Raw genomic sequence first — 25,121 nt, 5'->3', positions numbered from 1 at the left:
ACCACCCCCGAGAGAAGGTGCAGCTCCGCCATGCCCGGAAACAGCACGAGACGACGTACCCCCAGCCGGTGGCTGACCGCCGGCCTGCTGGCCACCGGACTGCTGGTCTCCGGTGTCCCCGCCCTGCCCGCCGCCGCGTCGACCGTCCAGGCCGAATCCCCTGGTGGCGCCGCGCCGGCGCCCGCGACGGCGGCGGCCCTCGCCGGGATCTCCGCCACCATGACCGCCAGCAGCGTCAGCCAGAACTACGGCCCGGGCAACGCCAACGACGGCAACCCGGACACCTACTGGGAGAGCGCCAACAACGCCTTCCCGCAGTGGCTCCAGGCCGACCTCGGCGCCACCGTCACCGTGGACCGGCTGGTGCTGAAGCTGCCGCCCGCCGCCGTCTGGCAGGCCCGCACCCAGACGCTGTCCGTGCAGGGCAGCACCAACGGCTCGTCCTTCACCACCCTGAAGGCGTCCGCCGGGTACACCTTCGACCCGGCCACCGGAAACACGGTGACCATCACGTTCGCTGCCGCCAGCAGCCGGTACGTCCGGCTCAACCTCACCGCCAACACCGGCTGGCCCGCCGGCCAGGTCTCCGAGTTCGAGCTGTACGGGCCGGCGGCCGGGGACACCCAGGCGCCGAGCGCGCCCGCCAACCTGGCCTACACCCAGCCGGCCGGCGGACAGATCAGACTGACCTGGACCGCCTCCACCGACAACGTGGGGGTGACCGGGTACGACGTCTACGCCAACAACGCGCTGCGCGGCAGCGTCGCCGGCAACGTGCTGGCCTACACCGACAACCAGCCCGCCAGCGCCACCGTCTCCTACCACGTGCGGGCGCGCGACGCCGCCGGCAACCAGTCGGCGAACAGCAACACGGTGACCCGCACCGGCAGCGGCACCGGCGGCACCAACCTCGCCGTCGGCAAGCCGATCACCGCCTCGTCGTACGTGCACACGTTCGTCGCGACCAACGCCAACGACAACAACGCGGCGACGTACTGGGAGAGCAACGGCCAGCCGGGCACCCTGACCGTGCAGCTCGGGGCGAACGCCGCCGTCAGCTCGGTGGTGCTGAGGCTGAACCCGGACGCGTCGTGGGGCCCCCGCACCCAGACGGTGCAGGTGCTCGGCCGGGAGCAGAGCGCCTCGGCGTTCACCAGCCTGGTCGGCCCGGCCAGCTACCCGTTCAACCCGGCGTCGGGCAACACGGTGACCATCCCGGTCTCCGCCACCGCCGCCGACGTGCGACTGACCTTCACCACCAACTCCGGCGCCCCCGGTGGGCAGGTGGCCGAGTTCCAGGTCATCGGCACGCCGGCCGCCAACCCGGACCTGACCGTCACCGGCCTGTCGGCCAGCCCGGCCAACCCCACCGAGACCGACGCCGTCACCGTCTCCGCCACCGTCCGCAACGCCGGCACGCTGGCCTCCGCCGCGACCAACGTCACCCTCTACCTGGGCGGCGTACGGGTCGGCACCGCCTCCGTCGGGGCCCTCGCGGCCGGCGCCTCGACCACCGTCACGGCGAACATCGGGGCCCGCGCGGCGGGCAGCTACCCGCTGAGCGCCAAGGTCGACGAGGCCAACACCGTCATCGAGCAGGACGAGACGAACAACAGCCACACCAGCCCGTCCCCGCTGGTGGTCAGCCCGGTCGCCAGCTCGGACCTGGTCGCCCAGTCGGTCGACTGGACACCCGGCAACCCGTCGGCGGGCAACACCGTCACCTTCACCGTCACCCTGCGCAACGCGGGCACCGTCGCCTCGGCGGGCGGAGCGCACGGCATCACGCTGACCGTGCTCAACGACGCCGGCACCGTGGTCCGCACCCTGACCGGCTCGTACTCCGGCGTGATCAACGCCGGGGCCACCGTCGGCCCGGTCAACCTGGGCACCTGGACCGCCGCGAACGGCAGGTACACCGTCCGGGTGGCGCTCGCCGTCGACGCCAACGAACTGCCGGTCAAGCAGCAGAACAACACCAGCGAACGGCCGCTGTTCGTCGGGCGGGGCGCCAACATGCCGTACGACATGTACGAGGCCGAGGACGGCGTGGTCGGCGGCGGCGCGGCCGTGATCGGGCCGAACCGGGACATCGGCGACCCGGCCGGCGAGGCGTCCGGGCGGCGGGCGGTCACCCTCAACACCACCGGCAGCTACGTCGAGTTCACCACCCGGGCCAGCACCAACACCCTGGTCACCCGCTTCTCCATCCCGGACGCCCCGGGCGGCGGCGGGATCAACTCCACGCTGAACGTCTACGTCAACGGCACCTTCCACAAGGCCATCGACCTGACCTCCCGGTACGCCTGGCTCTACGGGGCCGAGGCCAGCCCGGGCAACTCGCCGGGCGCGGGCGGACCGCGGCACATCTACGACGAGGCCAACGTCATGCTCAACTCGACCGTCCCGGCCGGCAGCAGGATCCGGCTCCAGAAGGACCCGGCGAACACCACCACGTACGCGATCGACTTCGTCAACACCGAGCAGGTCGCGCCGATCGCCAACCCGGACCCGGCGAAGTACACCACCCCGGCCGGCTTCACCCACTCCGACGTGCAGAACGCCCTGGACCGGGTGCGGATGGACACCACCGGCAACCTGGTCGGGGTCTACCTGCCCGCAGGCAACTACTCGACCGCGTCGAAGTTCCAGGTGTACGGCAAGGCTGTCAAGGTGACCGGCGCCGGCCCCTGGTACACCCGCTTCAACGCCCCCTCAGGCCAGGACAACACCGACATCGGCTTCCGCGCCGAGAACTCGGCGGCCGGCTCGTCCTTCGCGAACTTCGCCTACTTCGGCAACTACACCTCGCGGATCGACGGCCCGGGCAAGGTGTTCGACTTCTCCAACGTGTCGAACATCGTGATCGACAACATCTGGAACGAGCACATGGTGTGCCTCTACTGGGGCGCGAACACCGACTACATGACCATCAAGAACTCCCGGATCCGGAACATGTTCGCCGACGGCATCAACATGACCAACGGGAGCACCAACAACCTGGTCAGCAACAACGACGCCCGGGCGACCGGCGACGACAGCTTCGCGCTCTTCTCGGCGATCGACGCGGGTGGCGCCGACATGAGGGACAACATCTACGAGAACCTGACCTCCACCCTGACCTGGCGGGCCGCCGGGGTGGCCGTCTACGGCGGCTACGCCAACACGTTCCGCAACATCTACATCGCGGACACCCTGGTCTACTCGGGCATCACGATCAGCTCGCTCGACTTCGGGTACCCGATGAACGGCTTCGGGGCCGACCCGCCCACCCGGTTCGAGAACATTTCGATCGTGCGGGCCGGTGGGCACTTCTGGGGCGGGCAGACCTTCCCGGCGATCTGGGTCTTCTCCGCCTCGAAGGTGTTCCAGGGCATCCGGGTCAGCGACGTCGACATCGTCGACCCGACCTACAGCGGCATCATGTTCCAGACCAACTACGTCGGCGGTCAGCCGCAGTTCCCGGTCAAGGACACGATCTTCACCAACATCTCGATCAGCGGGGCCCGCAAGAGCGGTGACGCGTTCGACGCCAAGTCCGGCTTCGGGATCTGGGCGAACGAGATGCCGGAGGCGGGTCAGGGCCCGGCCGTCGGCTCGGTCGTCTTCAACAACCTGCGGATGAGCAACAACGCCCAGGACGTCAAGAACACCACGTCCACCTTCACCATCAACCGGAACTGACCCGCCACCGGGTGCCGCCGGAGGTCCGCGACCCACCGGCGGCACCCGGTCACGTACCGGCCCGGCCCCGACCGGGCGGCTGATCGTCACCGACGGTGACGTCTGTCACCTTTGGGGAGAAGGGGAATCACCTCGGCGGATCCGGGTTTGCAGCCAGGTGTGACTGCTGAACCGATTACCATCCGACGCCGCGCCCACCGGTCGGAATCGTCCCGGTGACCGCCGCCGGTGTCGACACCCGCAGAGCGTCCGCGGCGCCCCGGATGCCGGGCGACCTGATGAGCCGACGGCAGCGCCTGCGGCTCGTCCTCGTCCTCGGCTCGCTGATCGCGGTGGGCCCGCTGACCATCGACATGTACCTGCCCGCACTGCCCGCGCTCGTCACCGACTTCGGCACCACGTCGGCGGCGGTCCAGATGACCCTCACCGGCACGCTGGCGGGCCTCGCCCTCGGCCAACTGGTGATCGGCCCGCTGTCCGACGCCGTCGGGCGACGCAAGCCCCTGATCGCCGGCATCGCGCTGCACGTCGTGGCCTCGTTGCTCTGCGTCGTCGCGCCGAACATCGCGGTCCTCGGCGCGTTGCGGGTGGTGCAGGGACTCGGTGTCGCCGCCGCGTCGGTGGTCGCGATGGCCGTGGTCCGCGACCTGTTCGACGGCACGGAGTTCGCCCGGCTGCTGTCCCGGCTGCTGCTGGTCATGGGCGCGGCGCCGATCCTCGCGCCGACCCTCGGCAGCGGGCTGCTGCGCTGGACGGACTGGCGCGGCGTGTTCGTCGCCCTGGCCGCCTTCGGTGTGCTGCTCGTCGTGGTCGCCGCGCTCGGCCTGCGCGAGACGCTGCCGGCCGAACGACGCCGGCGCGGCGGGGTGCGCGCAACGGCACGGGTGTACGGCTCGCTGCTACGGGACCGCACGTTCGTCGGCCTGGTCCTGGTCGCCGGGCTGGCCATGGCGGCGCTGTTCGCGTACGTGGCCGGGTCGTCGTTCGTCCTTCAGGAGCAGTACGGGCTGAACGAGCAGCAGTTCGGGCTGGCCTTCGGCGCGGGCGCGGTCGGCCTGATCGCGGCGACCCAGGGCAACGTACGACTGCTGCGTCGCTACTCGCCGCAGCGGATTCTCGTGGTCGCCCTGGCCGTGGGGACCGTGGCCGGGCTGGCAATGCTCGCCTTCGCCGCGACCGGGCTCGGCGGGCTGCCGAGCCTGCTGGCGTCGCTGTGGGTGGTGCTGGCGGCGGCGGGCCTGGCGATGCCGAACGCGCCGGCCCTGGCCCTGTCCCGGCACGGCGAGGCGGCCGGCACCGCCTCGGCGCTGCTCGGCGCGGTGCAGTTCGGCGTCGGCGCGCTGGCCGCGCCCCTGGTGGGCGCGCTGGGCACCGGCGCGGTGGCGATGGCCGTGGTCGTCGCCGGCGGCATGGTGGCGGCGACGGTGGTCCTGCTGCTGGTGGTGCGCCCGGCCCGGCTCGTCGAACTGGAGCCGGACGTGGTGGTCGTGGCGGCGCACTGAGCCCTCGGGGCCCGCGCCGACCGGGGGAGTACCCGACGCCGCCGCGCGGTCAGCGCACTGAGGCGTACGCCAGCGGCACGGCGGGCCGGCCGGCCCACGTCCCGGTCAGCCGGCGCCCGGTCAGGTCGGTGTCGGCGCCGAGACAGCGGACGACGGCCAGCTCGACCGGGCCGGCGACGATCCGGGTCGGATCGCCGTCCTCGACCCGGTCGACCGGACCGATCGCCGGGACGTCGGCCGGCCGGGGGCCGTCGGCGGCGACCGCCATGCTGGGTGCCCGGTGTTCGCGCCGGCCGTCCACCTCGACGTACTCCTCCGCCTGGGCGCCGTCGGTGAGCACCGCCCGGGCCAGGGCCGCGGCGTACACCGGGTCGCCGCAGGCGTCGTACACCCAGCGCCGGCCCAGCACCGAGTGCTCGCAGGTCCCGACGAGCCACGCCTCGCCGCCGTCCAGCGGCGTGCCCCGGTAGGTCAGCGGCACCTGGTGCACCGGCCCCGCCCCGGACACGACCAGCATGGTCTCGATCCCGACCGCTCCGGCGGGGTCGTCGAACCGGTACGCCGCGACCCGTTCGACCGCGTCCCCGTCGGTGCCCCGGAACCAGGGGCGGCCCGGGAGCCAGGTCGCCAGGAGTTCGAGCTTCGTGGGGCGCAGTTCCGCCCGGTGCAGCAATGCCATCCCCGGATCATAGGGACACCGGGTCGCCCCCCGGACCACCCGGTGAGCGGGGTCGGTCGGCTCGCCCCACGCGCCTCAGCCGCGCTAGGTGGGAAGGTTCACAGTTGTGGGGCGGGGCTCGACCACCGTACCGGCGGTCTCCTGAGAGGCGTCGGTCTAGGCGGTGGGGGACCGGTGCCAGCGCACGGTCACCTGGAGCTGCCCCTGCACCCCGGTGCGGGCGATCAGCGCGCCCGCCTCGGCGCTGAGCTGGACCCCGAAGCTGATCTCCACCTCGTCCGGCCGGTCGGCCATGGACCGGAACTCGGTCAACGCGGCGGACGCCGCGTCGCGCGCCTGGCCGATCGCCCGGTTGAAGCTCATCCCGGCCCTGCGCAGCACGTCCTCGGCGGCGGAGGCCGGGGTGATCCCCGGCGTGTCGTCCACGGCGATGAGCACGCTGCCACCGCCGTCCAGGGCGAACTCGACCACCTCGGTCATCGGCCACGTCCTTTCTCGATCGGCTGTCGTCAGGCGCTGAGGCAGGGCAGCCTCATCCACTGGTCCTCGGGCGTCCGGCCCCGCACGGTATCGAGCTCGGTCAACAACCTGTCGAGCAGCGCGGGATCGTCCAGGTACTGCAGCACGGCGGACTGGAACGCCGCGGTCATCGTCGCCGGCATCATGTCCGAGGCGTCACGGCAGCGGGTGCCGGTGGTCAGGGCCCGTGCGATGCGCCGCTCCAGGCCGTCGGGGTACGCCGTGGGGTCGGTGCCCGCGTTGAGGGTGAACGCCAGGTGCCCGCTCGCCTCCCGCCACACCGTGCGGGCCGGATCGCCGGCCAGGTAGCCGATCAGCTCCCGGGCCTCGGACGTGTCCCGGAACATGCCCACCACGTCCTCGGAGATCTCCTGAACCGGAACGGCCGCAGCCGGGCCGGACGCCGGGAACGGGAAGAAGTCGAACCCGCGGGACGGGCCCTGCGACTGGTAGCCCCGGACGATGAACGACGCCTGGTGGTCCAGGCGGCACTTCGGCGGCGAGGCGAACATGCCCAGCCCGGCCGTGTCGAAGTTGGTCAGCAGGGCGTTGTCGGTGCGCCGGCCGGCCGCCACCAGCTTGCCCCACGCGTCCCAGGCGGCCCGCACCCGCGCGGACGCCCACGGCTCGTCCCCCGCCGCCCAGCTCTCGTAGAAGGCGGGACCGGACTGGTGCAGCAGGATGTCCTCGATCCAGTCGGTGCCGGGCCACCCGGACAGGGGCTGCGCGCCCATTCCGAGGCACCACGGCACGCCTCCACGGGCCCGGATGTCCCCGGTGAGCCGGACCAGCTCCGCCCAGGTCGCCGGGGGGTGCTGCGGGTCGGGACCGCCGGGCCCGCCCGGGACGTACCAGACCAGGCTCTTGGCGTGGGCGGCGACGGACAGGCCGTACACCCGGGGATGCCCGTCGCGCGGGCCTTCGAGGTGGAGCAACTGCGGCGCGAGGTCCGCCCGCTCCCGTGCGACGAGGGTGTCGTCGAGCGCGTGCAGGTCGCCGCTCTGGACGTACGTCTGCAGGTCGTTGAGCCGGGGCAGCACCGCCACGTCCGGCGGCCGGTCCCGGTCGACCCCGGACCGCAGCACCTGGCTGACGTCCCGGGTGCCCTGGTAGGTGACCTTGATGCCGGTCTCCTTCGTGAAGGCCCTCAGCACCGCCAGGAAGGGTGCGGCCTCGCTGCCGCTGTCGAGCTCGGCGTCGATGCGCTCCTCGTCGGTGCTGTCCACTTCGGTCTTGCTGGCGTCGCTCGTGGCCCAGGACGCGACGACGCTCAGGGTGCGCGCCTGCGCGCAGGCGACGAGGCCGCCGGTGGCCAGCAGGACCGGGATCAGGGCGAAGGCTACGCGTCTCATCGCTGTGAAAACCTGTATTCCGCTAGACGGGGCTGGAGGCCGAGGGCGACCATCGCCAGGGCGAACAGGGCGGCGGCGAGCAGGACGACCTCCCCGGCCCGGCTGTCGGCGGCCCGTTCGGCGGATCGGGCGGCGTCCGCGCCGTGCCGGGCACCGGCCTCGGCGCCCCCGGGCGAGGACGCCGTCGCCGCGCCGCTCGCGGACGGGGCGGGAGCGGGGGTCGGGCTGCCGGTCGGGGTGGGCGTCGGGCTCGCGTCCCCCCTGACCCGCGCGATCGTGTCCGGGCAGCCCGGCGGCCCGCAGGCGGCCGTCAGCAGGGCGGCCAGGTCGCCGCTGTCGCGGGCGGACAGCGCCGCGAGCTGCGCCTTGCGGTCGAGGGTGGCCTGGCGCGTGTCGGCCCGGGCGTCGGCGAGCTGGTGCGCCGACCACAGGCTCATCGCGGTGGTGGCGCCCATCACCACCACCGCGAGCGTCGCCAGCAGCAGCGGCACGTTCAGCCGGCGCCGGAACCGTCGGCGCAGGAACCGCTGCGCGGAGACCAGCAGCGCGAGCAGGGCCAGCACCGGCACGAGCCAGAGGGGTGTCATCTCCCCTCTGGTCCACCAGCTGTCGGCCTGGTCGCCCAGCGCCTGCATCTGCTTGACCCCGAGGGCGTCGAGGCGGCGCAGGATCTCCTCCAGCAGGGTCGACGCGTCCCACAGCGTGGCGGTGCCCAGGGCGCTGCCCCCGTCCTGCGCGAAGTACGCGTGGGCCCGCTCGACCAGCCCGGTGTAGGTCACCACCGATGCCTCGACCACCTGGATGTCCCGGCTGCCGCTCTCCCCGGCGGCGTTGTCCTCAGCGGCCTGGGCGAGCTGCTGGCCGGCGCGGGCGATCTGGTTCTGGTAGGCCTCGCCGGGGCTGGCGAGCAGGCGGGTGCCGGCGGAGAAGCTGGCCAGGGCCTCGCCGTGCGCCTGCCGGAGGGCGAGTTCGGCGTCGTACACGGCCAACACCGCCGGCACGGACCGGTCGTGGGCGGCGCCGGTGGTCCGGTGCACCCCGACGAAGACAGTGAGACAGCCGCCCAGCGTGGCCACGATGCCCACGAGCAGCGTGGCGAGGAACCCCCGCAGCTTCCGTCGGGTGGTGCTGGTCGGCCGCGCGGCGCTCACGCCTGCACCGGCCCGGTCCGGTCGCGGGCCGGGAGCCCCTTGCCGCAGTTCTCACAGAACCGGGCCCAGGACGGCGACCGGTGACCGCAGGGGCAGGCCCGGGGTGGCTCGTCGGGGCCGGGGGCGCGCGACTCGCCGGGGCCGGGGCCGGGTGCGGGTGGGTCGTCGGGTGCCGGCCCGGGCTCGCCGTCGTGCATCGTGAACGACGACCGGAGCGCCACATTGATCACGTCGAGCCGGGCGAGGTCGTCGCGCAGGCGTACCGTGCCGGTGTCGACGCCGTCGACGAGTAGCCGCAACTGCTCCAGGTGGAGGGCGTCCCCGGCGGCGGTGGCCGCCTCGACCGCGCGGCGGAACAGGCCGACGGCGGCCTCCCGGTCGCCCGTGTCGTATGCGTCGCACCCGTCGGCGATGAGCTGGCTGAGCTGCTCCTGCCCGGTGTAGTGGGCGACCCGGGGATCGATCCGGCTGGACAGCAGCAGGTCGTCGGTCCAGTGCGCCAGGACGTTCTCCGGCCGGGCGGCCGGGGCGTCACCCACCCGGAGGTCGACCCGGGCGACCCGGACGTCCTCGCCCCTCGGCCGGTCCGTCCCGTCCACCTCCAGGCAGAGGTGGTACTCCCGGCTCTCCTCGCCCCAGGACCCGGTCGGGCACTCCACGGTCCGGTCGTCGACCGGGGTGACCGGCAGGTCCGTCACCGTGGGGTGCACCTGACGGCAGTACAGCACCCGGGCCGGCGGCACCAGGGCGATCCGCAGCCGGGCCCGGGCCACCTGCTTGGCCATCGCCGCCCGCATGGTCTCCCGGAAGTCGGCCTCCAGATCGGCCGGCCGGCGTACCGCGTCGGCGGTGCCGTGCAGCGCCTCGGCGACGCGCATCAGCTCACGGGGCTCCCAGCCGTCGCCGATGCCCCGGGCGTCGCAGACGAACTGCCCCGCGCAACCGGCCAGCACCTCCGCCAGCCGCTGCGGCGTCTCGTGCTGGTTGCGGCCGTCGGTGAGCAGCAGGGTGTGCCGGATCGCCTCGGGGTGTGTGGCCAGCAGCTCCCGGGCCAGCTCCAGCCAGGTGCCGATCGCCGTGCCGCCGATCGCGACGAGCGTGCTCACCGCCTGCCGGGCGTCGTGCCGGGTGGCGGGCGAGGAGATGGCCAGGCCCCGGTGCCGGGGGTAGACCATCCGGGCCTCGTGGGTCCCCTCGACAACGGCGAACCGGATCCCGTCCGGCAGCACGGCGACAGCGGCGGCGGTGGCCCGCCGGGCGGCGGCGATCTTGGTAGGGGGATAGGCCATCGACTCGGAGCAGTCGATGACGATCACCTCGGCGTGTCCCGGCCCGTCCGGGTCCACCCCGGCACCGGACTGTCCGGCCCGGGCGGTGACGGTGAGGATCGCGTGCAGGTGGCGGTCCCTGGTGGAGAGGAACCTGTCGTGGCCGATCGTCAGGTCGAAGTCGAGCCTGCTACGCACCGTTTCGCTCCTCACGGGTCAGCGTCTGGTCAGCGGCCGGACCGCGTTCGCCCGGTCGACGAGGACGCCGTGGTCGTCGGGCGTGCGCGCCTGCTGGGCCAGGGCGCGCAGGGAACTCTCGAGCAGCGTCCGCACCGAGCGCTCCGACACCTCGCCGCCGAGCGTCTCGCCGCCGGCCAGCCCGTCGGACCCCTGGGCCAGCAGCAGGTCCAGGGCCGCCTGCCGGATCGCCGCGGTCATCCGGTCCCGGGACTCCCCGTGCCGTGCGCCCCCATCGAGCCGCAGCTCGTCGAGGCGGCGGACCGCCCCGTTGAGCTGGGCCGCGTCGGGCGGGTCGGCGCCGAGCCACGTCCCGAGCACCCGGGTGGCGGCGATCCGGGCGGCGTCGTAGTGCCGGGAGACGCGGGGGACCTCGTCGAGACACCGCACCGCCGCCGCGCGGTCACCGGTGGCCAGCCGGAGCCGCGCCAGCCCGAACGCGGCGCTGGCCGCCGACTGGTCCCGACGCCACACCGTGTGGTAGTACCGGCCCGCCAGCTCCGCCCTGCCCTGCTGCTCGTAGCAGTAGCCGAGCGCCAGCTTCGGCGCCACCTCGCCCGGCAGCTCGCGGTACGCCTCGTCGAACCTTCCGGTGGCCTCGGCCACGTCGGACCGGGTCAACGCCAGCAGCCCCTCGTGCCAGGTCAACCGCCAGTCGGCCACCGCGTCCTCGCGGAGCAGGGCACGGGCGGCGGCCAGCGCTTCCCCGGCCGGGCCCGGCTCGGCCAGCTCCAGGTGGGCCCGACAGCGGGCCAGGTGCAGCTCGACCGACTCCGCCTCGACGGCCGCGAGCCGGGCCAGCAGGCCGCGCGGGTCAAGGGCGCCGATCAGGGCCAGGGCCGGCGTGGCCGGGTCGCCGGTCGCGGGCCGGGGCACCGGCAGGCCGACGGCCACGGCGGCCGGGTCCGGGCGACCGTGGTACGGCAGCTCACCGGCCGCCGGCTCGATCCACGTGGCCAGCGGCGGCACCACGCCGAGGCCCGCGTCGAGCAGCGCGGCGGTGGGTGCGAACACGGCGGACGGCTCCTGCGCCCGGCCCGCCGGCAGATCCGGTAGCAACTCGCGCAGCACGCCCCTGAGCTGCTCGGACATCTCGGTGGCGGACGCGAAGCGGCGCCGCCACCCGGCCTTGGCCCGGCCGACCAGCCGGCGGAAGGACTCCTCCCCGACCGGGTCGGGGGCCAGCGGTCGGGCGACGGGTTTGCTCAGCTCCTCCAGCAGGACCCCGGCCGCGTACAGGTCCGACCGCACGGTGAACCCGTGCGTCGCCATCTCCTCGTCGCCGACCCGGTACGGGTGGGGGGTGAGGACCCGCGGGCTGGTGTCGTCGTCAGCCCGGCGCGCCCCGCCGAGGTCGATCAGCTTGATCCGGTCCCCGGTCCGGATGACGTTGCCCGGGTGCAGGTCGATGTAGAGCAGGCCCTTGCCGTGCAGGTACTCCAGCGCGGTCAGGATCTCGTGGCCGTACGCGAGGATGTCCACCAGCGACAGCGTGACGCCCGCCCGGCCGAGACGGACGGCCAGGAGCAGCTCGTGCAGCGACATCCCGGCGAGGTACTCCATCACGATGTAGCTGGTCTGCCCGCCGAAGAGCCGGTCCTCGGCGGTGACGAAGTTGAAGATCCGGACGATGCTCGGATGGTCCAGTGTGGTCAGGAACCGCCGTTCGGAGACCTCGATCGCCAGCGCCCCCGCGCTGGTCTTGTTGAGCAGCCGCTTCAGGGCGACCGGGTTGCGGTCCAGGTGGGTGTCCTCGGCGAGGTAGACCTGCCCGAGACCGCCCCGGGCCAGGTACCCGACCACCTCGTACTGGTCGGCCACCAGGTCGCCGGGATGCAGGGCGGGCACGAACGCGAAGGGCGTCCCGCAGGCGGGGCAGTAGCCGTGGTCGAGCCGGTCGGCCCCACCCCGACCGACCCGGCCCCCGCACTGGGCACAGGACCGGCTGCCCTCGGGCACGCTGAGCTGGGGCGAAACCCGGCCGTGCCGGGGGAAGGACAGCACCGGCAGCGACACGAGGCCGGCCACCGTCCAGGAGCTGTCCCCGACCGGCTCACCGGCCACCGGACCGCCCGGGAGCACGGGCTGCGCCGCCGGCCGCCCGGGCTCGGGCGTGAGGCCGCAGACCGTGCAGAAGCCGTCGGCGTCGACGTCCCCGAGGCACCCGGGGGTACGCGGGCAGCGCATCAGGACGGCCCTCCTTCCTGCTGGTCGTCGAGGGCGCGCCGGACCTGGTCGGCGTACCCGTGCACGGCGGCGGTGGCCTCGGCGAGCTCGCACTGGCCGCCCCGGAGCAGGTCGTGGGCCCGCCGGTAGGACGCCCCCAGTTCGTGGTGCTCGGTGAGCCCGCCGACGCCGGCGCGGGCCCGTTGCGCGTCCAGCAGCCCCCGCAGCCGCTGGTGCGTGGCCGCCAGCTCGGTCAACCGACGCTGCAGCTCCACCACCTCGTGCAGCGCCTGGTCGGCGGCCCGCTCCGCAGCAGCCAGGTGTTCGGGCAGCGGGCCCGGGTCGGGCTGCCCGGCTGCGGCGCGCAGGGCGGTGAGCCGGACCCGCAGCCGGGTGGCCCGGGCGGGCACCGTCGGCAGCCCGGTCAGCTGCGTTGCCAGCTCGCGGTGGTGCGCGCGGGCCAGGCCCTCGGCGGCGCGCAGCCCGGCGATCCGCCGGGCGAGCAGCCTGAGCCGGACGTCGATCGCGGGCCCCCGGAAACCCAGCAGCACCCGCAGGTCGCGTTCGGCCGCCCGGTCGACGATCGGCCCGACCACCTCGGTGAGGAGCTCGTCGGGGTCGGTGGACTCGTCCACGCCGTCGATCAGCACCGATCGTGGCGCCGCCGCGCCGACCAGGTCGCCCACCGGGCCCGCCGCCGGCTCGCCCGCGCCGACGAACTCCAGGATCCGTTCGGCCAGCTCCCGGGGCGGCTTGCCGGAGGCGTCCAGCGACAGGTCGATGCTGCCCAGCGGCGGGACGGTGGGGTCGCCGTCGGGCTCGGCCGGTCCGGCTGAGGCCGGCCGCAGCTCCCGGCTGGACAGCACCACCGCCCGGCGCAGCGCCGCCGACACCGTGGACCCGGGTCGGCCGGTGACGATCACCAGGACGTTCTCGGGGGAGTGGCGGGCGTAGAGCCGGGCGATCCGCAGCTCAGCCTGGCCGTCCCGGTGGCCCGGGCTCAGCGAGGCGAGCTCCTCGTCCACCGAGGACCCGCCGACGACCCACCGCGCGACCGCGGGCGCGTGGCGCAGGATCGTCTCGACCGGGACCATGTACGAGCGGCCGGCGGTCGGGTCGCTGTAGTAGGAGACCACCATGCCGACCACGTGGCCGGTCCGCTCGTCGACGGCCGCCGCCCCGCTGAACCCGCCCCGCACCCACAGGCCGGGGTTCGCCGGGGTCATCTGCACCTGCTCCCCGCCCGGCCCGACCTGCCCGTCGAGGACGGCATGGACCGTCTCGCCATCGCTGAACTCCCTCGGGAAGCCGAAGGCGTAGACGTGCTGCTGCCAGAGGGGGAGCCGGCGCAGCTCGGCGCCGTGCTGGCCGGGGACCGGGTCCGCCAGTTCGAGCAGGGCGACGTCGCCGTGGCCGTCCCCGTCCAGCGGGGCCCACCCGCCGGGGGTCACGCGCGCCGGCCGGGTGGCCAGGTGCGGCAGCCGGACCAGGTCGACCATGACCCGGGTGGCGGGCGGGCCGCCCGTCGCCGCCCCCCGCCGGCCGGCCGAGCTGTCGATGACGTGGGCGCAGGTGAGGACGTGCCGGTCGCCCAGGAGCGTCCCGCTGCCCAGAATCAGGCCGCTATCCCCACGGATGCGCACCGGCCATGGCTGGCGACCATGACTCTCCTTCACCCAGAGCATGGTATTCGCACAATCTTCATTCGGTGGGGCACGGCATCGACCGTTGTAAGAAATGCGACTCGGGTGCGGAACGATTCCGCCCCCGCGAGGGCCTGTGTCGGAGGTCGGAAGCGGGTGAGGTCTTCGGTAGCTGGTTCAGCGAGGAAGCAGGACCTGAAAGCCGGAGACCTTGTGGGCACCCAGTCGCCACCCGCTTCGACAAGCTCGCCGTGCGCTACGAAGCCACCGTGCAGATCGCCGCCATCAACGAGTGGCGGTGACTGACTTCGACACAGGCCCCAGGGCCCCGTAGCGACACTCACCATCATGGTTGTCGGTGCGGTAGCTGCGGCTTGATCGATAGATCGCGGCGAAACCCCTGACCAGGGTTGTAGGTCCTGGCCGATGTGGGTGGGCGTGTGAGGTGTGGGACAGCGGGCCCGCCGTCCAAGCGGCTGACGGGCCAGGTGGGTGATGCCCCCTCGCCCCCTTTGCTCTGCTGCCGCCACCGCAACACCAGCACCGCCCGCACAGCATCGCCCGCACAGCATCGCCCGCACCAGCACCGCTGTGCAGCACCAGCACCAGCACCAGCGTGGTGCAGCCGCTTCGCGTCGGGCGCCGGCAGTGAGGCCGGCAGAACCGTCACGCTCCGCGAGCGTTGCGCCGGGGGCAGCAGAGCAAAGGGGGCGGTGCGGGGTTGTCCGCCGGTCGGCGACGACACCCGCGTCGGCGCCCCGCCCCCGCGCCCTAAGTGGGGTGGGCTTCACGATCGTCTGCTGATTTTGGAGAGCTCGCCCGGCGTGTCGTCTCATAAATCAGCAAACGATCACGCCACGACAGGACGCGACGTTACCGCGCACATCGTCGCGACCACAGGGTGGTTGCATCGACGATTTCGACACAGGCCCTAATTCGGCTAATTGCGGATGGCGCAATTCCCGCCGACCGCGGTCGGCCGAAGTGGCCCGCCCGCCCGCCGCACCGCCGTCGGCTACCCTCGTCCCGGTGACGGTCACCACGGGGGTGTCGGCCGCGCCCGCCTCGCTGTGGCGCAACCGCGGCTTCAACGCGTTCTGGTCGGCGCAGATCCTCTCCGTGCTCGGCGACTCGTTCTCGCAGCTCGCCGTACCGCTGCTGGTGCTCGACGCGACCGGCTCGATCGCCACGGCCGGGCTGCTCACCGGCGTCTCCGGCACGGCGGCGGTGGTCGCCGGCCTGCTCGCCGGGGTCGTGGTCGACCGCTTCGACCGGCGGGCGCTGCTGATCGGCGCCGACGTGGCGCGGATGCTGCTGTTCGCGGCGGTCCCCCTCGTGTGGTGGCTGGCCCCGGCCCCGCCGATCTGGCCGCTGTTCGTGCTGCTGCCCCTGGCCGCGGCGGCCGGGATGCTGTTCCAGGTCGCCGCCGTCAGCGCGATGCGCGGCCTGGTCCCCGGCCCGGAGCTGACCCGGGCGAACGGCCGGCTGTACGCCGGCACCGCCCTGGCCTCCGTCGGGGGGCCCGCGCTGGCCGGCCTGGTGTCCGGCTGGCTCGGCCCGGCGAGCGCGATCGCCGTCGACGCCGCGAGCTTCGGGCTCTCCGCGGCGCTGTTGATGCTGGTGCGGTTGCCCGGGCGGGCCGTCCCGTCGGCCGAAGCGGGCGACCGGACGGGGCCGTTGGCGGAGTTCCTGGCCGGCGCGCGGTTCCTGCTCCGTCACCCGGTGCTGCGCCCGCTGACCGCGCTGCTGACCGTCTTCCTTCTGCTCACCTACGGCATGGACGACGTGGTCATCTACCACCTCAAGCACGGCCTCGGCCAGTCCGACGGCATGGTCGGCCTGGTGCTCACCGCCGGGGCGGCCGGGACGGTGACCGGCTCGCTGGTCGTCGCGCCGCTGCGCCGGCGGTTCGGGTTCGGCGCGTGCTGGATCGGCGCGGTCGCGGTCACCGGCGTCGCCGTCTCTGCCCTTGCGTTGACCGGCCGGCCCGTCGAGGTCGGCGCGCTGATGCTGGTCTACTTCGGCTGCCTGAGCATCGGCGGCATCTGCTCGCTGTCGCTGCGCCAGGAGGTGACGCCGGAGCATCTGCTCGGTCGGGTCACCGCCGCGTTCTGGACGATCCACTTCTCGCTCGGCGGCGTCGGCGCGGCGGTGTTCACCTGGCTGGCCCAGCGCCACGGGGCCCCGCTGACGTTCGCCCTGGCCGGCGGCGGCTGCCTGGCCGTGACCCTCGCCGCCCTGTTCACGGCGGTCCGCCGGGCGGGCCCGGCCTGACCGGAAACCGCAGTGGAGGTCGCGACAGACGCGACTGAGGTGTACGAGCCGACGCGTCGACGACGGGCAGCCACCCGATCGGGTGACCGCCCGTCGTTGCGGCTCGGGGTCGCACGGTCGCTGTCAGACTCGGCCGCATGTCCAGCACCGGGGAGATCATCGCGCTCAGGGACGGCCGCCGTGCTGTGGTGCACCGGCTCGGGGCGGGCGGCAACCGGGTGGTGGTGTTCTGCCACTCCGCCCCGGGGGCGGGCGCCTTCGATCCGGACCCGGCCGTCACCCGCGCCGCCGGGGTCACCCTGCTCGCTGTGGACCGGCCCGGCTACGGCGGCTCCGACCCGGCCACCGGCTGGGCCGACGTGCCCGCAGCCGCCGACGACCTCGCCGAGGTGCTCGACCAGCGGGGCCTCGGCCCGGTGCCCGTGGTGGGCTGGTCGGGCGGGGGACGGGTCGCCCTCGCGCTGGCCGCCCGCCGGCCGGAGCTGGTGAGCCGGCTGGCGGTGCTGGCCACCCCCGCCCCCGACGAGGAGGTCCCCTGGGTCGACCCGGGGCAGCGGGACATGATGGCGACGCTGCGCGGCCAGCCGGTCGACCAGGTCCGCGCCCGGCTCGACGCCGGGCTGGCCGGGATGGTCCCGGCCGACCCGTGGGACGCGCGGGCGTACCGGATGCTGCTCGGGGCGGGCCCGGCCGACCAGCCCGCGCTGGACGCCCCGGGCGCCGCCCGCCGGATCGGCGACATGCTGGCCGAGGCGTTCGCGCAGGGCGCGCGGGGGATGGTCGACGACATCGCCGGGTACGTGCTGCGCCCCTGGGGCTTCACCCCCGACCAGGTACGCGCGGCCACCCTGCTGCTGTACGGCGCCGACGACGGTCTGGCCGGGCCGGAGCACGGTCGGTGGTGGCGCGACGCGTTGCCCGACGCGCGCCTGGAGGTCGTCCCGGACGCCGGTCACCTGCTGGTGGTGCCGGCCTGGTCCCGGGTCCTCAACCACCTGGTCGGGCCGCCGGCGCGAAGCACCTCCGCCCGGGAGGCGGTCGCGTTCATCCTGCGCGCCCCGTGATCCCCGGGTCCGCGCCCGCACCCCCGTGCCCCTGAGTCGACGACGGCCCGCTGCCCGGCCGGGGCCTGCCGGCCGTGCCGGCCCGGCCCGGGCCGTCAGTCCGATTCCGTCGGGGCGGGCAGGATCGCCAGGGCCAGCGTCAGGTCCAGCACGGTCGCCGGGTCGTGCAGCCGGTCGCCGTACATCTCCCGCACCTTGGCCATCCGGTAGCGCACGGTCTGCGGGTGCACGAACAGGGTCGCCGCCACGTCGTCGCGGCGCCCCTGGTGCAGCAGCCAGGCGCGCAGCGTCTCGGCGAGCCGGTGGGCGGTGGCCGGCGGCAGCGACGCCAGCGGGCGCAACACCTGGGCGCGCAGGTCGGCCAGGGCCTCCGGGTCGGTGCTGAGCAGCAGCTCGGCGAGGTGCTGCTCAGTGTCCAGCGGCGCATCGGCCCCGACGCGGGGCAGCCCGAGCCGCAGTGCCCGGGTGGCCCGCACGTACGACCCGGCCACCCGGTGCCACGGCCGCGCGGGCCCCAGCACCGCGCGGTGCCCGTGCAGCACCCGGGCGAGCGGCCGTCGCCGGCCGCCGTGCGCGTCCGGCACCAGCAGCACGGCCAGTTCCTCGGTCGGGTCCACCCCCGGCATGTCCTCGCCGCTCTCCAGCGTGTGTGGGCTCAGCGCGGTCAGCACGGTGCGCAGGCTGCTGCGGGGCAGCAGGACGACGGTCAGGGTCTGCGGCACCGGCCAGTCCGCCCGCTCGGCGCCGAGGCGCAGCACGTCCTCGGCCTCGCCGGCCAGCAGTTGCTGGCTCAGCCGCTCCAGGTACCGCCGCCGGGCCCGGCCGACGGTGGCCAGCTCGTCGGCGTGCCCCGCCACGCTGGCGGCGGACAGCTCGTCGATGTAGGCGAACATCAGCTCGGCGAACTCGGCGACCGTCGCCGCGGCGAGCCCGCCGCGCACGGTGGTGGTGGAGACCTCCCGCCAGGACACCCGCGCTCCCACCCGGTACGCGGCGAGCAGCGCGTCCATGCTGCGCCCGGAGCGGGCCTCGCCGCTGCCCAGCGCGTACGCGGCCTCCAGGGCCGAGAGCAGCGGGGCGCTCGGCTCCGAGGGCTGGGGACGCCCGAGGAGCTGGAGGAACGTGCCCAGCGCGATGCGAACGGCGTTCTCGATCTTCGCCCGCATCTGGCCGGTCAGTGCGCCGGAGTAGGCGGGCACCTCGGCGGTGATCGCGGTGATCGTCCGCTCGGCGACCAGGGGCAGCGCGGCGCGTAGCCGGGCGGCCATCGGCTCGTCCAGTTCGAGGTGGGCAGCGCGGCGGCTGGTCCCGGACCCTTCCGACATAGATTGTTCTCCCGGAACAAGACCCTACGGTTGATTCACCTTCCTTGGCCAAGATGTTATGCGACCGGGCGGGTCACCCTGGTGGCATGACCACCACCGTCCCGCGCCCGCCCGGCAAGCTCACAGTCCGGGACAGGCTGTTCCGGCTCGCCGAGACGGCCACCACACCGCTGCTGCCCGAGGACTACCTCGACCTGGTCGCCCCGCTGCGTTCCGGGGCAGCCCTGCGCGGGCGGATCGTCGATGTCCGCCCCGAGACGCGGGACGCGGCGACGGTGACCATCCGGCCGGGGCGGGGCTGGCGCGGGCACACCCCCGGGCAGTACGTCCGCCTCGGCGTGGACGTCGACGGGGTCCGCCAGTGGCGGGCGTACTCGCTCACCTCGGTCCCCGGCCACCGCGACGGGCTGATCTCGATCACCGTGAAGGCCATCCCGGACGGCCGGGTCAGCAACCACCTGGTCCGCCGGGTGCGGCCCGGCACGATCGTCCAGCTCGACCAGGCCCAGGGCGACTTCGTGCAGCCCGCGACCGCCCCGGACCGGATCCTGTTCGTCACCGCGGGCAGCGGCGTCACCCCGGTGATGGGGATGCTCCGCGCCGGCGCGACCGGCCCGGCCGACGTCGTGCTGGTGCACTCCGCGCCGACCCCGGCCGACGTGGTGTTCGCCGACGAGCTGCGCGGCCTGGCCGGGCGGGGCGCGATCCGCCTCGTGGAGCGGCACACCGACACCGACGGCGTGCTCGGCGTGGCCGAGCTGGCCGACCTGGTGCCCGACCACCTCGACCGGCAGACCTGGGCGTGCGGCCCGGTCGGCCTGCTCGACGCGGTCGAGGCGCACTGGGCCGCCCACGGGGCGGCCGACCGGCTGCACACCGAGCGGTTCCGGCCCACGGTGATCTCCCCGGGGGCCGGGGGCGCGGTCACCTTCACCCGGGCCGGGGTCACCGTGGACGCCGACGGCGGCGCGGCCCTGCTCGACGTGGGCGAGGACGCCGGGGTGCTCATGCCGTCCGGGTGCCGGATGGGCATCTGCTTCGGCTGCGTGGTGCCGCTGCGCCAGGGCGCCGTCCGTGACCTGCGCAACGGTGACGTCACCACCGCCGTTCCCGGTGACGGCGTGCTCATCCAGACCTGCGTGTCGGCGGCGGCCGGTACCTGCGACATCGACCTCTGACAGGAGAATCGGACTTGACCACGATCCAGAAGAAGCCCGTCAACCCGATCGCCCACCTCACCGCCGAGGACATCGACACCCTGGGCAGGGAGCTCGACGCCATCCGGGACCGGGTGGTCGCCAGCCGGGGGGAGTCCGACGCCGCCTACATCCGCCGGGTGATCTCCACTCAGCGCAGGCTGGAGCTGGGCAGCCGGGCCGTGCTGCTGTTCTCGCTCTTCCCGCCGGCCTGGCTGGTCGGCACCGCCGGCCTCGCCGTGGCCAAGATCCTGGAGAACATGGAGATCGGCCACAACGTCCTGCACGGCCAGTGGGACTGGATGCGCGATCCTAAGATCCACTCGACCACCTGGGAGTGGGACCACGTCTCCCCGGCCGAGCAGTGGAAGCACTCGCACAACGAGCTGCACCACACCTACACCAACGTGATCGGCAAGGACAACGACCTCGGGTACGGCATCATGCGCGTCGACGAGGAGCAGCGGTGGTACCCGATGCACCTGGGCCAGCCGCTGTGGAACCTGATCAACGCCTGCTTCTTCGAGTACGGCATCGCCGCGTACGACCTTGAGCTGGGCCGCAACCTGCGCAAGGGCCGGCACAAGGCCCCCGAGTTCCGGGCCCGCGCCCGCGCGGTCGGCCGTAAGATCCGCCGCCAGTTCCTCAAGGACTACATCATCCACCCGCTGCTGTCCGGGCCGTCGTTCCTCAGCACCCTGGCCGCCACCTTCACCGCGAACCTGATCCGCAACCTGTGGAGCCACTCAGTGATCATGTGCGGGCACTTCCCGGAGGGGGTGGAGACCTTCGAGAGGAGGTCCATCGTGGGCGAGACCCGGGGCGAGTGGTACCTGCGGCAGATGCTCGGCTCGGCCAACATCAGCGGCAGCCGGCTGATGCACATCATGACCGGCAACCTGTCGTTCCAGATCGAGCACCACCTCTTCCCGGACCTGCCGAGCAACCGGTACCAGGAGGTCGCCCCCGAGGTGCGGGCGCTGTTCGCGAAGTACGGCCTGACGTACACCGTCGGCCCCCTGCCGAAGCAGGTCGCCTCGGCCTGGTGGAAGGTCATCCGGCTCTCCCTGCCCAACCGCTCCACCCCGGCCCCGCGCCCGGTGGACGACCTGCCCACCCCGGCGCTGGCCCAGGTGTAACCGTCAGAGCGGCCCCGGCCGGGTGCCACGATGGACCAGCCCCTGCCGGGTGGCCCGGGTCTCGGGGTGGTCGACGCCGAGCACCCGGCACTGTGCCTCGAACACGCTGTCCCGCTCCCGCCGCGCCTGGGCGACGTGCCCGCGCGCCTCCGCCAGCACCGCCAGGTTCGCCCGGATGGCGAGGGTGTCCGGGTGCTCGTCCCCGAGCAGCCGACGTTCGACGTGGTAGACCTCGTCGTACTCGGCCTGGGCCTCGGCGAGGCGGTTCTGGGCGTGCAGGCACAGGGCCAGGTTGTGCCGGGTCGCCAGGGTGTGCCGGTAGTCGGGGCCCATCGTCCGCTGCTGGGCATCGAGGATGGCGCGGTAGTCGGCCTCCGCCGCGGCCAGCCGGCCGGTGTCCTGCTTCAGCCGGGCGAGGTTGTGCCGGGTCGCCAGCGTGTGCCGGTCATCCGGACCGCGGACCCGGATGCGGTCGGCGAGCACCGCCTCGTACTCGGCCTGGGCCTCCGCGTGGCGTCCCAGTTCGTGCCAGACCAGGGCCCGGTAGTGCCGGCTGCGGATCGTCTCGACGTCGTCGGGGCCGAACACCTCGTGACGCGCGGCGTAGACCCTCTCGTAGGCGTCCAGCGCCTCCCGGTACCGGCCCCGCGCGTGGTGCACGACGGCCTGGTAGTGCAGCGCGCGGAGCGTCTCGGCGTGCCGCTCGCCCAGATCCCGGGTCGCCAGCCGCCCGATCCGCTCCAGCTCGGCGTCCGCCGCCAGGTACAGGCCGCGGGCGTGCATGGAGCGGGCGGCGAAGTTGGCCGCGTAGCAGGCGTCCTCGACGACCTGCGCCGGTTGCCCCGGATTCCGCAGCAGCATGGTGATCATGTGCAGGGCGTGCGGGGTGACCGACTGCCACGTCGGCCAGCTGGAGATGTCGTCGGGCGTGACTCCGGCGACGGTGCTGGACCGGCGGACCAGGGTGGTCAGGACGACCAGGTCGCCCGGCTCGGCGGGAAGCTCCCGCTCGGCAGCGTCGCGTACCAGCGGGTGCAGGGCCAGCGACGCCCGCCCGTCGGACGACAGCAGGTCGATCAGCCCCAGGTCGCGCAGGGCTGCCGCGGCCCGGCCGAGCTGCTGGTTCGTCGTCCCGGGGAGGCCGGCCAGGTTCAGGCTCGTGGCGTTGAGGACGTCGGGGCAGGGGATGGGTGCCGGGGCCAGGTGGGCGGCCAGGCGCAGCAGCGTGATGGTCAACGGTGGCTCGCGCCGCCGGAGCAGGTCGAGGGACATGTCCCAGGCGCGGTCGACGAACTGCTGTCCCGGGCGGACGAGGTCCGGGTCCCGCAGGGCGACGCGGCCCGCGTCGACCGCGACGAGGTAGCCGCGGAACGTCGAGGGCACCGCTGGGTCGGGCCAGGCCGTGTCGCGCGCCTGGCTGAGGTACGCCCCGGCGAGCCGCAGCGCCAGCGGCAGGCGACCGAGGCGATCGACCAGACGGCGCGCGTCCTGCGGATCGTCGTCGTCGACGCCGATGTGGTCGCGGAGGACGGCGACGGCGTCCGCCTCGCCGAGCATGTCCACCTTGTGCCGCACACACCAGTGCCCCCACCCGCTCGGATCCGACGACCGGCTCATGATCAGCACCATGCCGTTGCTGCCCTGGTAGGGCCGTACCCAGCCCCTCCCGTCGGACAGCGGCCCGGTAGCGGCGGCCAGCAGCGCCGGATCGTCGGCGTTGTCGATGACGAGCAGCCACCTGGTCGTGACGTTCGCCAACGCCAACCAGAGATGGTCCGCGGGATGACCGCTGAGCATCTCGACGTCGCTGACGCCGACCCGGCGCAGCAGCGCGCGCATGTGCTCGACCAGGCTCGGCTCGTCGTCCGCCTTCGCCCACCAGGTGGTGACGCCGGCGCCGAGGGCGCGCTGCACCAGTTCCAGGGCGATCGCGGACTTGCCGCTGCCGCTGAGCCCGTGCAGGACGTGCACCCGGGGACCCGATCCGGCGAGCGCGCCGCTCAGCTCCTCCAACACCAGGTCCCGGCCGCGGATGGGTAGGTGCGGGTTTCGCCGGCCCATCGGCGGGGTCAGCGACGCCGCCGTGGCCTTCCGGTCAGCCGCGACGGCGCGCTCCGAGCGGTCAGCCGTCACCACGGCGTCGGGCGGGCTGTGACTCTGCTCCACCATGCCCCATCCTCGTCGCCACGGACCGAGCGCCGGCAGGCTCCGGCGCACACCCTGCCAATGATCGTCAACGGTGGACGGGAGGGCCAGCCCTGTCGTGTTTCCGTCAACGCTCCGTGCGGTGCGCCGACCGACGTACCGGAGCGGGCCGCGGGGGAGGGGCGCCGTCGACCGGTCCGGTCCGGGACACTGTGCGGATGTCCCTGTCGACACCTCTGTGGGTGGCACTGGCGGTGGCCGCCCTCGGCGTCCTCGGCACCCTCGCCGCGTCGATCGTCACGCAGGTGCTCACCCGCAGGCGCGACGACCGGCGCTGGTCCCTGGAGCGCGAGGAACGCGCCCGGCAGTGGCAGCGGGAGGACGCCGCCCGCTGGCTCGCCGACCGGCGGGCCGCGTACACCGAACTGCTGGTGGTCCTGCACGAGCAGGACCGGGTCCTGGAGGCGGTGCGCCGACGGCAGGCGCAGGCCCTGACCCTCGACGGCCCGGTGTCCGCGCGCCTGGCGGCGCTCAGCGACCCGATCGACCGGGCCTGGCACGCGGTCGAGCTACTCGCTCCCGGTGAGGTGACCCGGATCGCCGGGGAACTGACCAGGGAACTGCGGGATCAGGGCGACCAGGTGCTGGGGAGGGTCACCGGTCCGCCCGGCGGCCCGGCTCCGGGGGACCGCCAGGAACGGTTCGCCGCGCTCGGTGCGGCGATGCGGAAGGACCTCGGGGTCCAGATCCGGGAGCCCGATCCGCTTCGCTGACCGGCCTCCGGTCGCCCAGCAGGCCAGCTCGCGACCGGGCGTGGCCTCTTTGCGCCCCAGCGTCATCAATTTGCGCCCCGGCGTCATCAAAAGGACACGGCCAATGGCTCCATGGTTATCGGAACTGCCCCCGTTGTGGGCACCCTGACCTGGATGTATGACATTGCGTCAATGTGTTGGAGCTTTCGGTGACTTCATAAGTGTTTCGAGCTTCGGTAGCCTGATCAACAATCGGCGTGTTGACTACGGAGGGTATCAATGGCGCAAACACACCGCTCCGTCGTTTCCATGGTGGATTCCTTGAGTCACGAGCTCGAACACCTCGATCCGGTCGAGCGTCGACAGCTGTTGATGCAGATGGTGCGACTCCTGGCGGCCACCCCGGGAACGCAGCTCCAACTCGGTGACGGTGCGTCCGACCGGGCCGGAGAGAACCGTGCGGTGGCGCTCTGCGAATGGGCACTCGATGCAGGGGCCACGGAGAGTGAGCAACTGCTCAAGGTCGACATGCGACCCGGCGAGATCCAGATAGCCAAGACGCGCGAGGCGACCGGCCGGTCTCTGATCACCAACGGGTTCCTCGGCGCCGACCTCATCCATGTTCCCGCGGGCGAGGGATTCGCTCCGCACACCCACCCCGGCGATCACCTTCTCTTCGTGGTGGGCGGTCGCGGCACCATCACCGCCGCCGGTGAGATCCTGGAGACGACTCCGGGGCTGGTGTACATGGTGGACGGCGCGCAACCGCATGCGGTCGGCGCGATCACCGACCACGTCCTGCTCTCGGTGGGCGTCGCCCACCAGCCGCTCGACAGCGCGAACCGGCAGGAACTGAGGCCGTTCGAGGATCTGCTGACCGACGACGGACACATCGTCTGCCGCATCTGCGGCATCAAGGCCGGTAGCGGGAACGAGTTGCGTGCCGCGGGATGCTCGCACGGTCCCGTCGTATTCGGCGCCACCGGTGCCTGACACCCCAGGCCCGACACCCATGCGTGGGAGCT

General features: G+C 73.5%; 17 protein-coding genes. 8 read left to right on the top strand and 9 right to left on the bottom strand.

Annotated elements, in window-relative coordinates; translation table 11 throughout:
• Positions 1-30 precede the first annotated feature (30 nt).
• Both ACFYZF_RS17840 and ACFYZF_RS17835 read left to right on the top strand, forming a co-directional pair.
• The gene (locus ACFYZF_RS17840; protein WP_387021739.1) at positions 31-3,684 is read left to right on the top strand and encodes a discoidin domain-containing protein; all 3,654 of its coding nucleotides are present in this window, start codon (positions 31-33) and stop codon (positions 3,682-3,684) included.
• Between the two features lie 215 nt (positions 3,685-3,899).
• Complete coding sequence (locus ACFYZF_RS17835) at positions 3,900-5,186, top strand: multidrug effflux MFS transporter (RefSeq protein WP_387021736.1); 1,287 nt, start codon at positions 3,900-3,902, stop codon at positions 5,184-5,186.
• 49 nt (positions 5,187-5,235) lie between these two features.
• Here the strand turns inward: ACFYZF_RS17835 and ACFYZF_RS17830 are convergent, their stop codons facing one another.
• The 7 genes from ACFYZF_RS17830 to ACFYZF_RS17800 form a co-directional block, all read right to left on the bottom strand.
• On the bottom strand, positions 5,236-5,865 hold the full coding sequence (locus ACFYZF_RS17830; protein WP_387021733.1) for a hypothetical protein: 630 nt from the start codon (positions 5,863-5,865) through the stop codon (positions 5,236-5,238).
• A gap of 156 nt (positions 5,866-6,021) precedes the next feature.
• Entirely contained in the window at positions 6,022-6,345 is a 324-nt protein-coding gene (locus tag ACFYZF_RS17825) for a CU044_2847 family protein (RefSeq protein ID WP_387021731.1), read from the bottom strand.
• 29 nt (positions 6,346-6,374) lie between these two features.
• A complete protein-coding gene (locus tag ACFYZF_RS17820) occupies positions 6,375-7,736 on the bottom strand; it encodes an ABC transporter substrate-binding protein (protein WP_387021728.1) in 1,362 nt (453 codons plus the stop codon).
• Positions 7,733-8,887 carry a hypothetical protein gene (locus tag ACFYZF_RS17815; protein ID WP_387021727.1) on the bottom strand — a complete coding sequence of 385 codons (1,155 nt, stop codon included), beginning with the start codon at positions 8,885-8,887 and terminating at the stop codon, positions 7,733-7,735. The genes ACFYZF_RS17820 and ACFYZF_RS17815 overlap by 4 nt, the downstream gene beginning before the upstream one ends.
• A complete protein-coding gene (locus ACFYZF_RS17810) occupies positions 8,884-10,353 on the bottom strand; it encodes a VWA domain-containing protein (RefSeq protein WP_387021724.1) in 1,470 nt (489 codons plus the stop codon). Before ACFYZF_RS17810 ends, ACFYZF_RS17815 begins: the two co-directional genes overlap by 4 nt.
• Before the next feature lie 18 nt (positions 10,354-10,371).
• Positions 10,372-12,579 carry a tetratricopeptide repeat protein gene (locus tag ACFYZF_RS17805; protein WP_387021721.1) on the bottom strand — a complete coding sequence of 736 codons (2,208 nt, stop codon included), beginning with the start codon at positions 12,577-12,579 and terminating at the stop codon, positions 10,372-10,374.
• On the bottom strand, positions 12,579-14,234 hold the full coding sequence (locus tag ACFYZF_RS17800) for a trypsin-like serine peptidase (RefSeq protein ID WP_387021718.1): 1,656 nt from the start codon (positions 14,232-14,234) through the stop codon (positions 12,579-12,581). The genes ACFYZF_RS17805 and ACFYZF_RS17800 overlap by 1 nt, the downstream gene beginning before the upstream one ends.
• A 996-nt stretch (positions 14,235-15,230) precedes the next feature.
• Here ACFYZF_RS17800 and ACFYZF_RS17795 point away from each other — a divergent pair.
• Positions 15,231-16,475, top strand: a complete 1,245-nt coding sequence (locus ACFYZF_RS17795; protein ID WP_387021716.1) for an MFS transporter — start codon at positions 15,231-15,233, stop codon at positions 16,473-16,475.
• A 137-nt stretch (positions 16,476-16,612) separates the two neighbouring features.
• On the top strand, positions 16,613-17,539 hold the full coding sequence (locus tag ACFYZF_RS17790; RefSeq protein WP_387021713.1) for an alpha/beta fold hydrolase: 927 nt from the start codon (positions 16,613-16,615) through the stop codon (positions 17,537-17,539).
• A gap of 95 nt (positions 17,540-17,634) precedes the next feature.
• Here the strand turns inward: ACFYZF_RS17790 and ACFYZF_RS17785 are convergent, their stop codons facing one another.
• Positions 17,635-18,864 carry a PucR family transcriptional regulator gene (locus ACFYZF_RS17785; protein ID WP_387021710.1) on the bottom strand — a complete coding sequence of 410 codons (1,230 nt, stop codon included), beginning with the start codon at positions 18,862-18,864 and terminating at the stop codon, positions 17,635-17,637.
• A gap of 86 nt (positions 18,865-18,950) precedes the next feature.
• On the opposite strand from ACFYZF_RS17785, the gene ACFYZF_RS17780 reads away from it, so the two are divergent.
• A complete protein-coding gene (locus ACFYZF_RS17780; RefSeq protein WP_387021707.1) occupies positions 18,951-20,042 on the top strand; it encodes a ferredoxin reductase in 1,092 nt (363 codons plus the stop codon).
• Between the two features lie 14 nt (positions 20,043-20,056).
• Positions 20,057-21,199 (top strand): fatty acid desaturase family protein, encoded by a 1,143-nt coding sequence (locus ACFYZF_RS17775; RefSeq protein ID WP_387021704.1) that lies wholly within the window; start codon positions 20,057-20,059, stop codon positions 21,197-21,199.
• A 3-nt stretch (positions 21,200-21,202) separates the two neighbouring features.
• Here ACFYZF_RS17775 and ACFYZF_RS17770 read toward each other — a convergent pair whose 3' ends face one another.
• Complete coding sequence (locus ACFYZF_RS17770) at positions 21,203-23,368, bottom strand: tetratricopeptide repeat protein (RefSeq protein WP_387021701.1); 2,166 nt, start codon at positions 23,366-23,368, stop codon at positions 21,203-21,205.
• Between the two features lie 194 nt (positions 23,369-23,562).
• On the opposite strand from ACFYZF_RS17770, the gene ACFYZF_RS17765 reads away from it, so the two are divergent.
• The gene (locus tag ACFYZF_RS17765; protein ID WP_387021698.1) at positions 23,563-24,117 is read left to right on the top strand and encodes a hypothetical protein; all 555 of its coding nucleotides are present in this window, start codon (positions 23,563-23,565) and stop codon (positions 24,115-24,117) included.
• Positions 24,118-24,375: 258 nt separating this feature from the next.
• A complete protein-coding gene (locus tag ACFYZF_RS17760; RefSeq protein WP_387021695.1) occupies positions 24,376-25,089 on the top strand; it encodes a cupin domain-containing protein in 714 nt (237 codons plus the stop codon).
• Positions 25,090-25,121: the final 32 nt, after the last annotated feature.

The sequence above is a fragment of the Micromonospora sp. NPDC001898 genome, assembly GCF_042891255.1.
In the GTDB taxonomy this organism is placed as follows: domain Bacteria; phylum Actinomycetota; class Actinomycetes; order Mycobacteriales; family Micromonosporaceae; genus Micromonospora.
The sequence above is the reverse complement of the archived record's forward strand: the minus strand, read 5'-3'. Positions and strand labels throughout refer to the sequence as shown.

Excerpts from the sequence above, each read along its gene's own strand:
- ACFYZF_RS17830 (WP_387021733.1), bottom strand. The coding sequence starts at position 5,865 with ATGGCATTGCTGCACCGGGCGGAACTGCGCCCCACGAAGCTCGAACTC.
- ACFYZF_RS17790 (WP_387021713.1), top strand. The coding sequence starts at position 16,613 with ATGTCCAGCACCGGGGAGATCATCGCGCTCAGGGACGGCCGCCGTGCT.
- ACFYZF_RS17780 (WP_387021707.1), top strand. The coding sequence starts at position 18,951 with ATGACCACCACCGTCCCGCGCCCGCCCGGCAAGCTCACAGTCCGGGAC.
- ACFYZF_RS17760 (WP_387021695.1), top strand. The coding sequence starts at position 24,376 with ATGGCGCAAACACACCGCTCCGTCGTTTCCATGGTGGATTCCTTGAGT.
- ACFYZF_RS17785 (WP_387021710.1), bottom strand. The coding sequence starts at position 18,864 with ATGTCGGAAGGGTCCGGGACCAGCCGCCGCGCTGCCCACCTCGAACTG.
- ACFYZF_RS17825 (WP_387021731.1), bottom strand. The coding sequence starts at position 6,345 with ATGACCGAGGTGGTCGAGTTCGCCCTGGACGGCGGTGGCAGCGTGCTC.
- ACFYZF_RS17770 (WP_387021701.1), bottom strand. The coding sequence starts at position 23,368 with ATGGTGGAGCAGAGTCACAGCCCGCCCGACGCCGTGGTGACGGCTGAC.
- ACFYZF_RS17765 (WP_387021698.1), top strand. The coding sequence starts at position 23,563 with ATGTCCCTGTCGACACCTCTGTGGGTGGCACTGGCGGTGGCCGCCCTC.
- ACFYZF_RS17820 (WP_387021728.1), bottom strand. The coding sequence starts at position 7,736 with ATGAGACGCGTAGCCTTCGCCCTGATCCCGGTCCTGCTGGCCACCGGC.
- ACFYZF_RS17840 (WP_387021739.1), top strand. The coding sequence starts at position 31 with ATGCCCGGAAACAGCACGAGACGACGTACCCCCAGCCGGTGGCTGACC.
- ACFYZF_RS17805 (WP_387021721.1), bottom strand. The coding sequence starts at position 12,579 with ATGCGCTGCCCGCGTACCCCCGGGTGCCTCGGGGACGTCGACGCCGAC.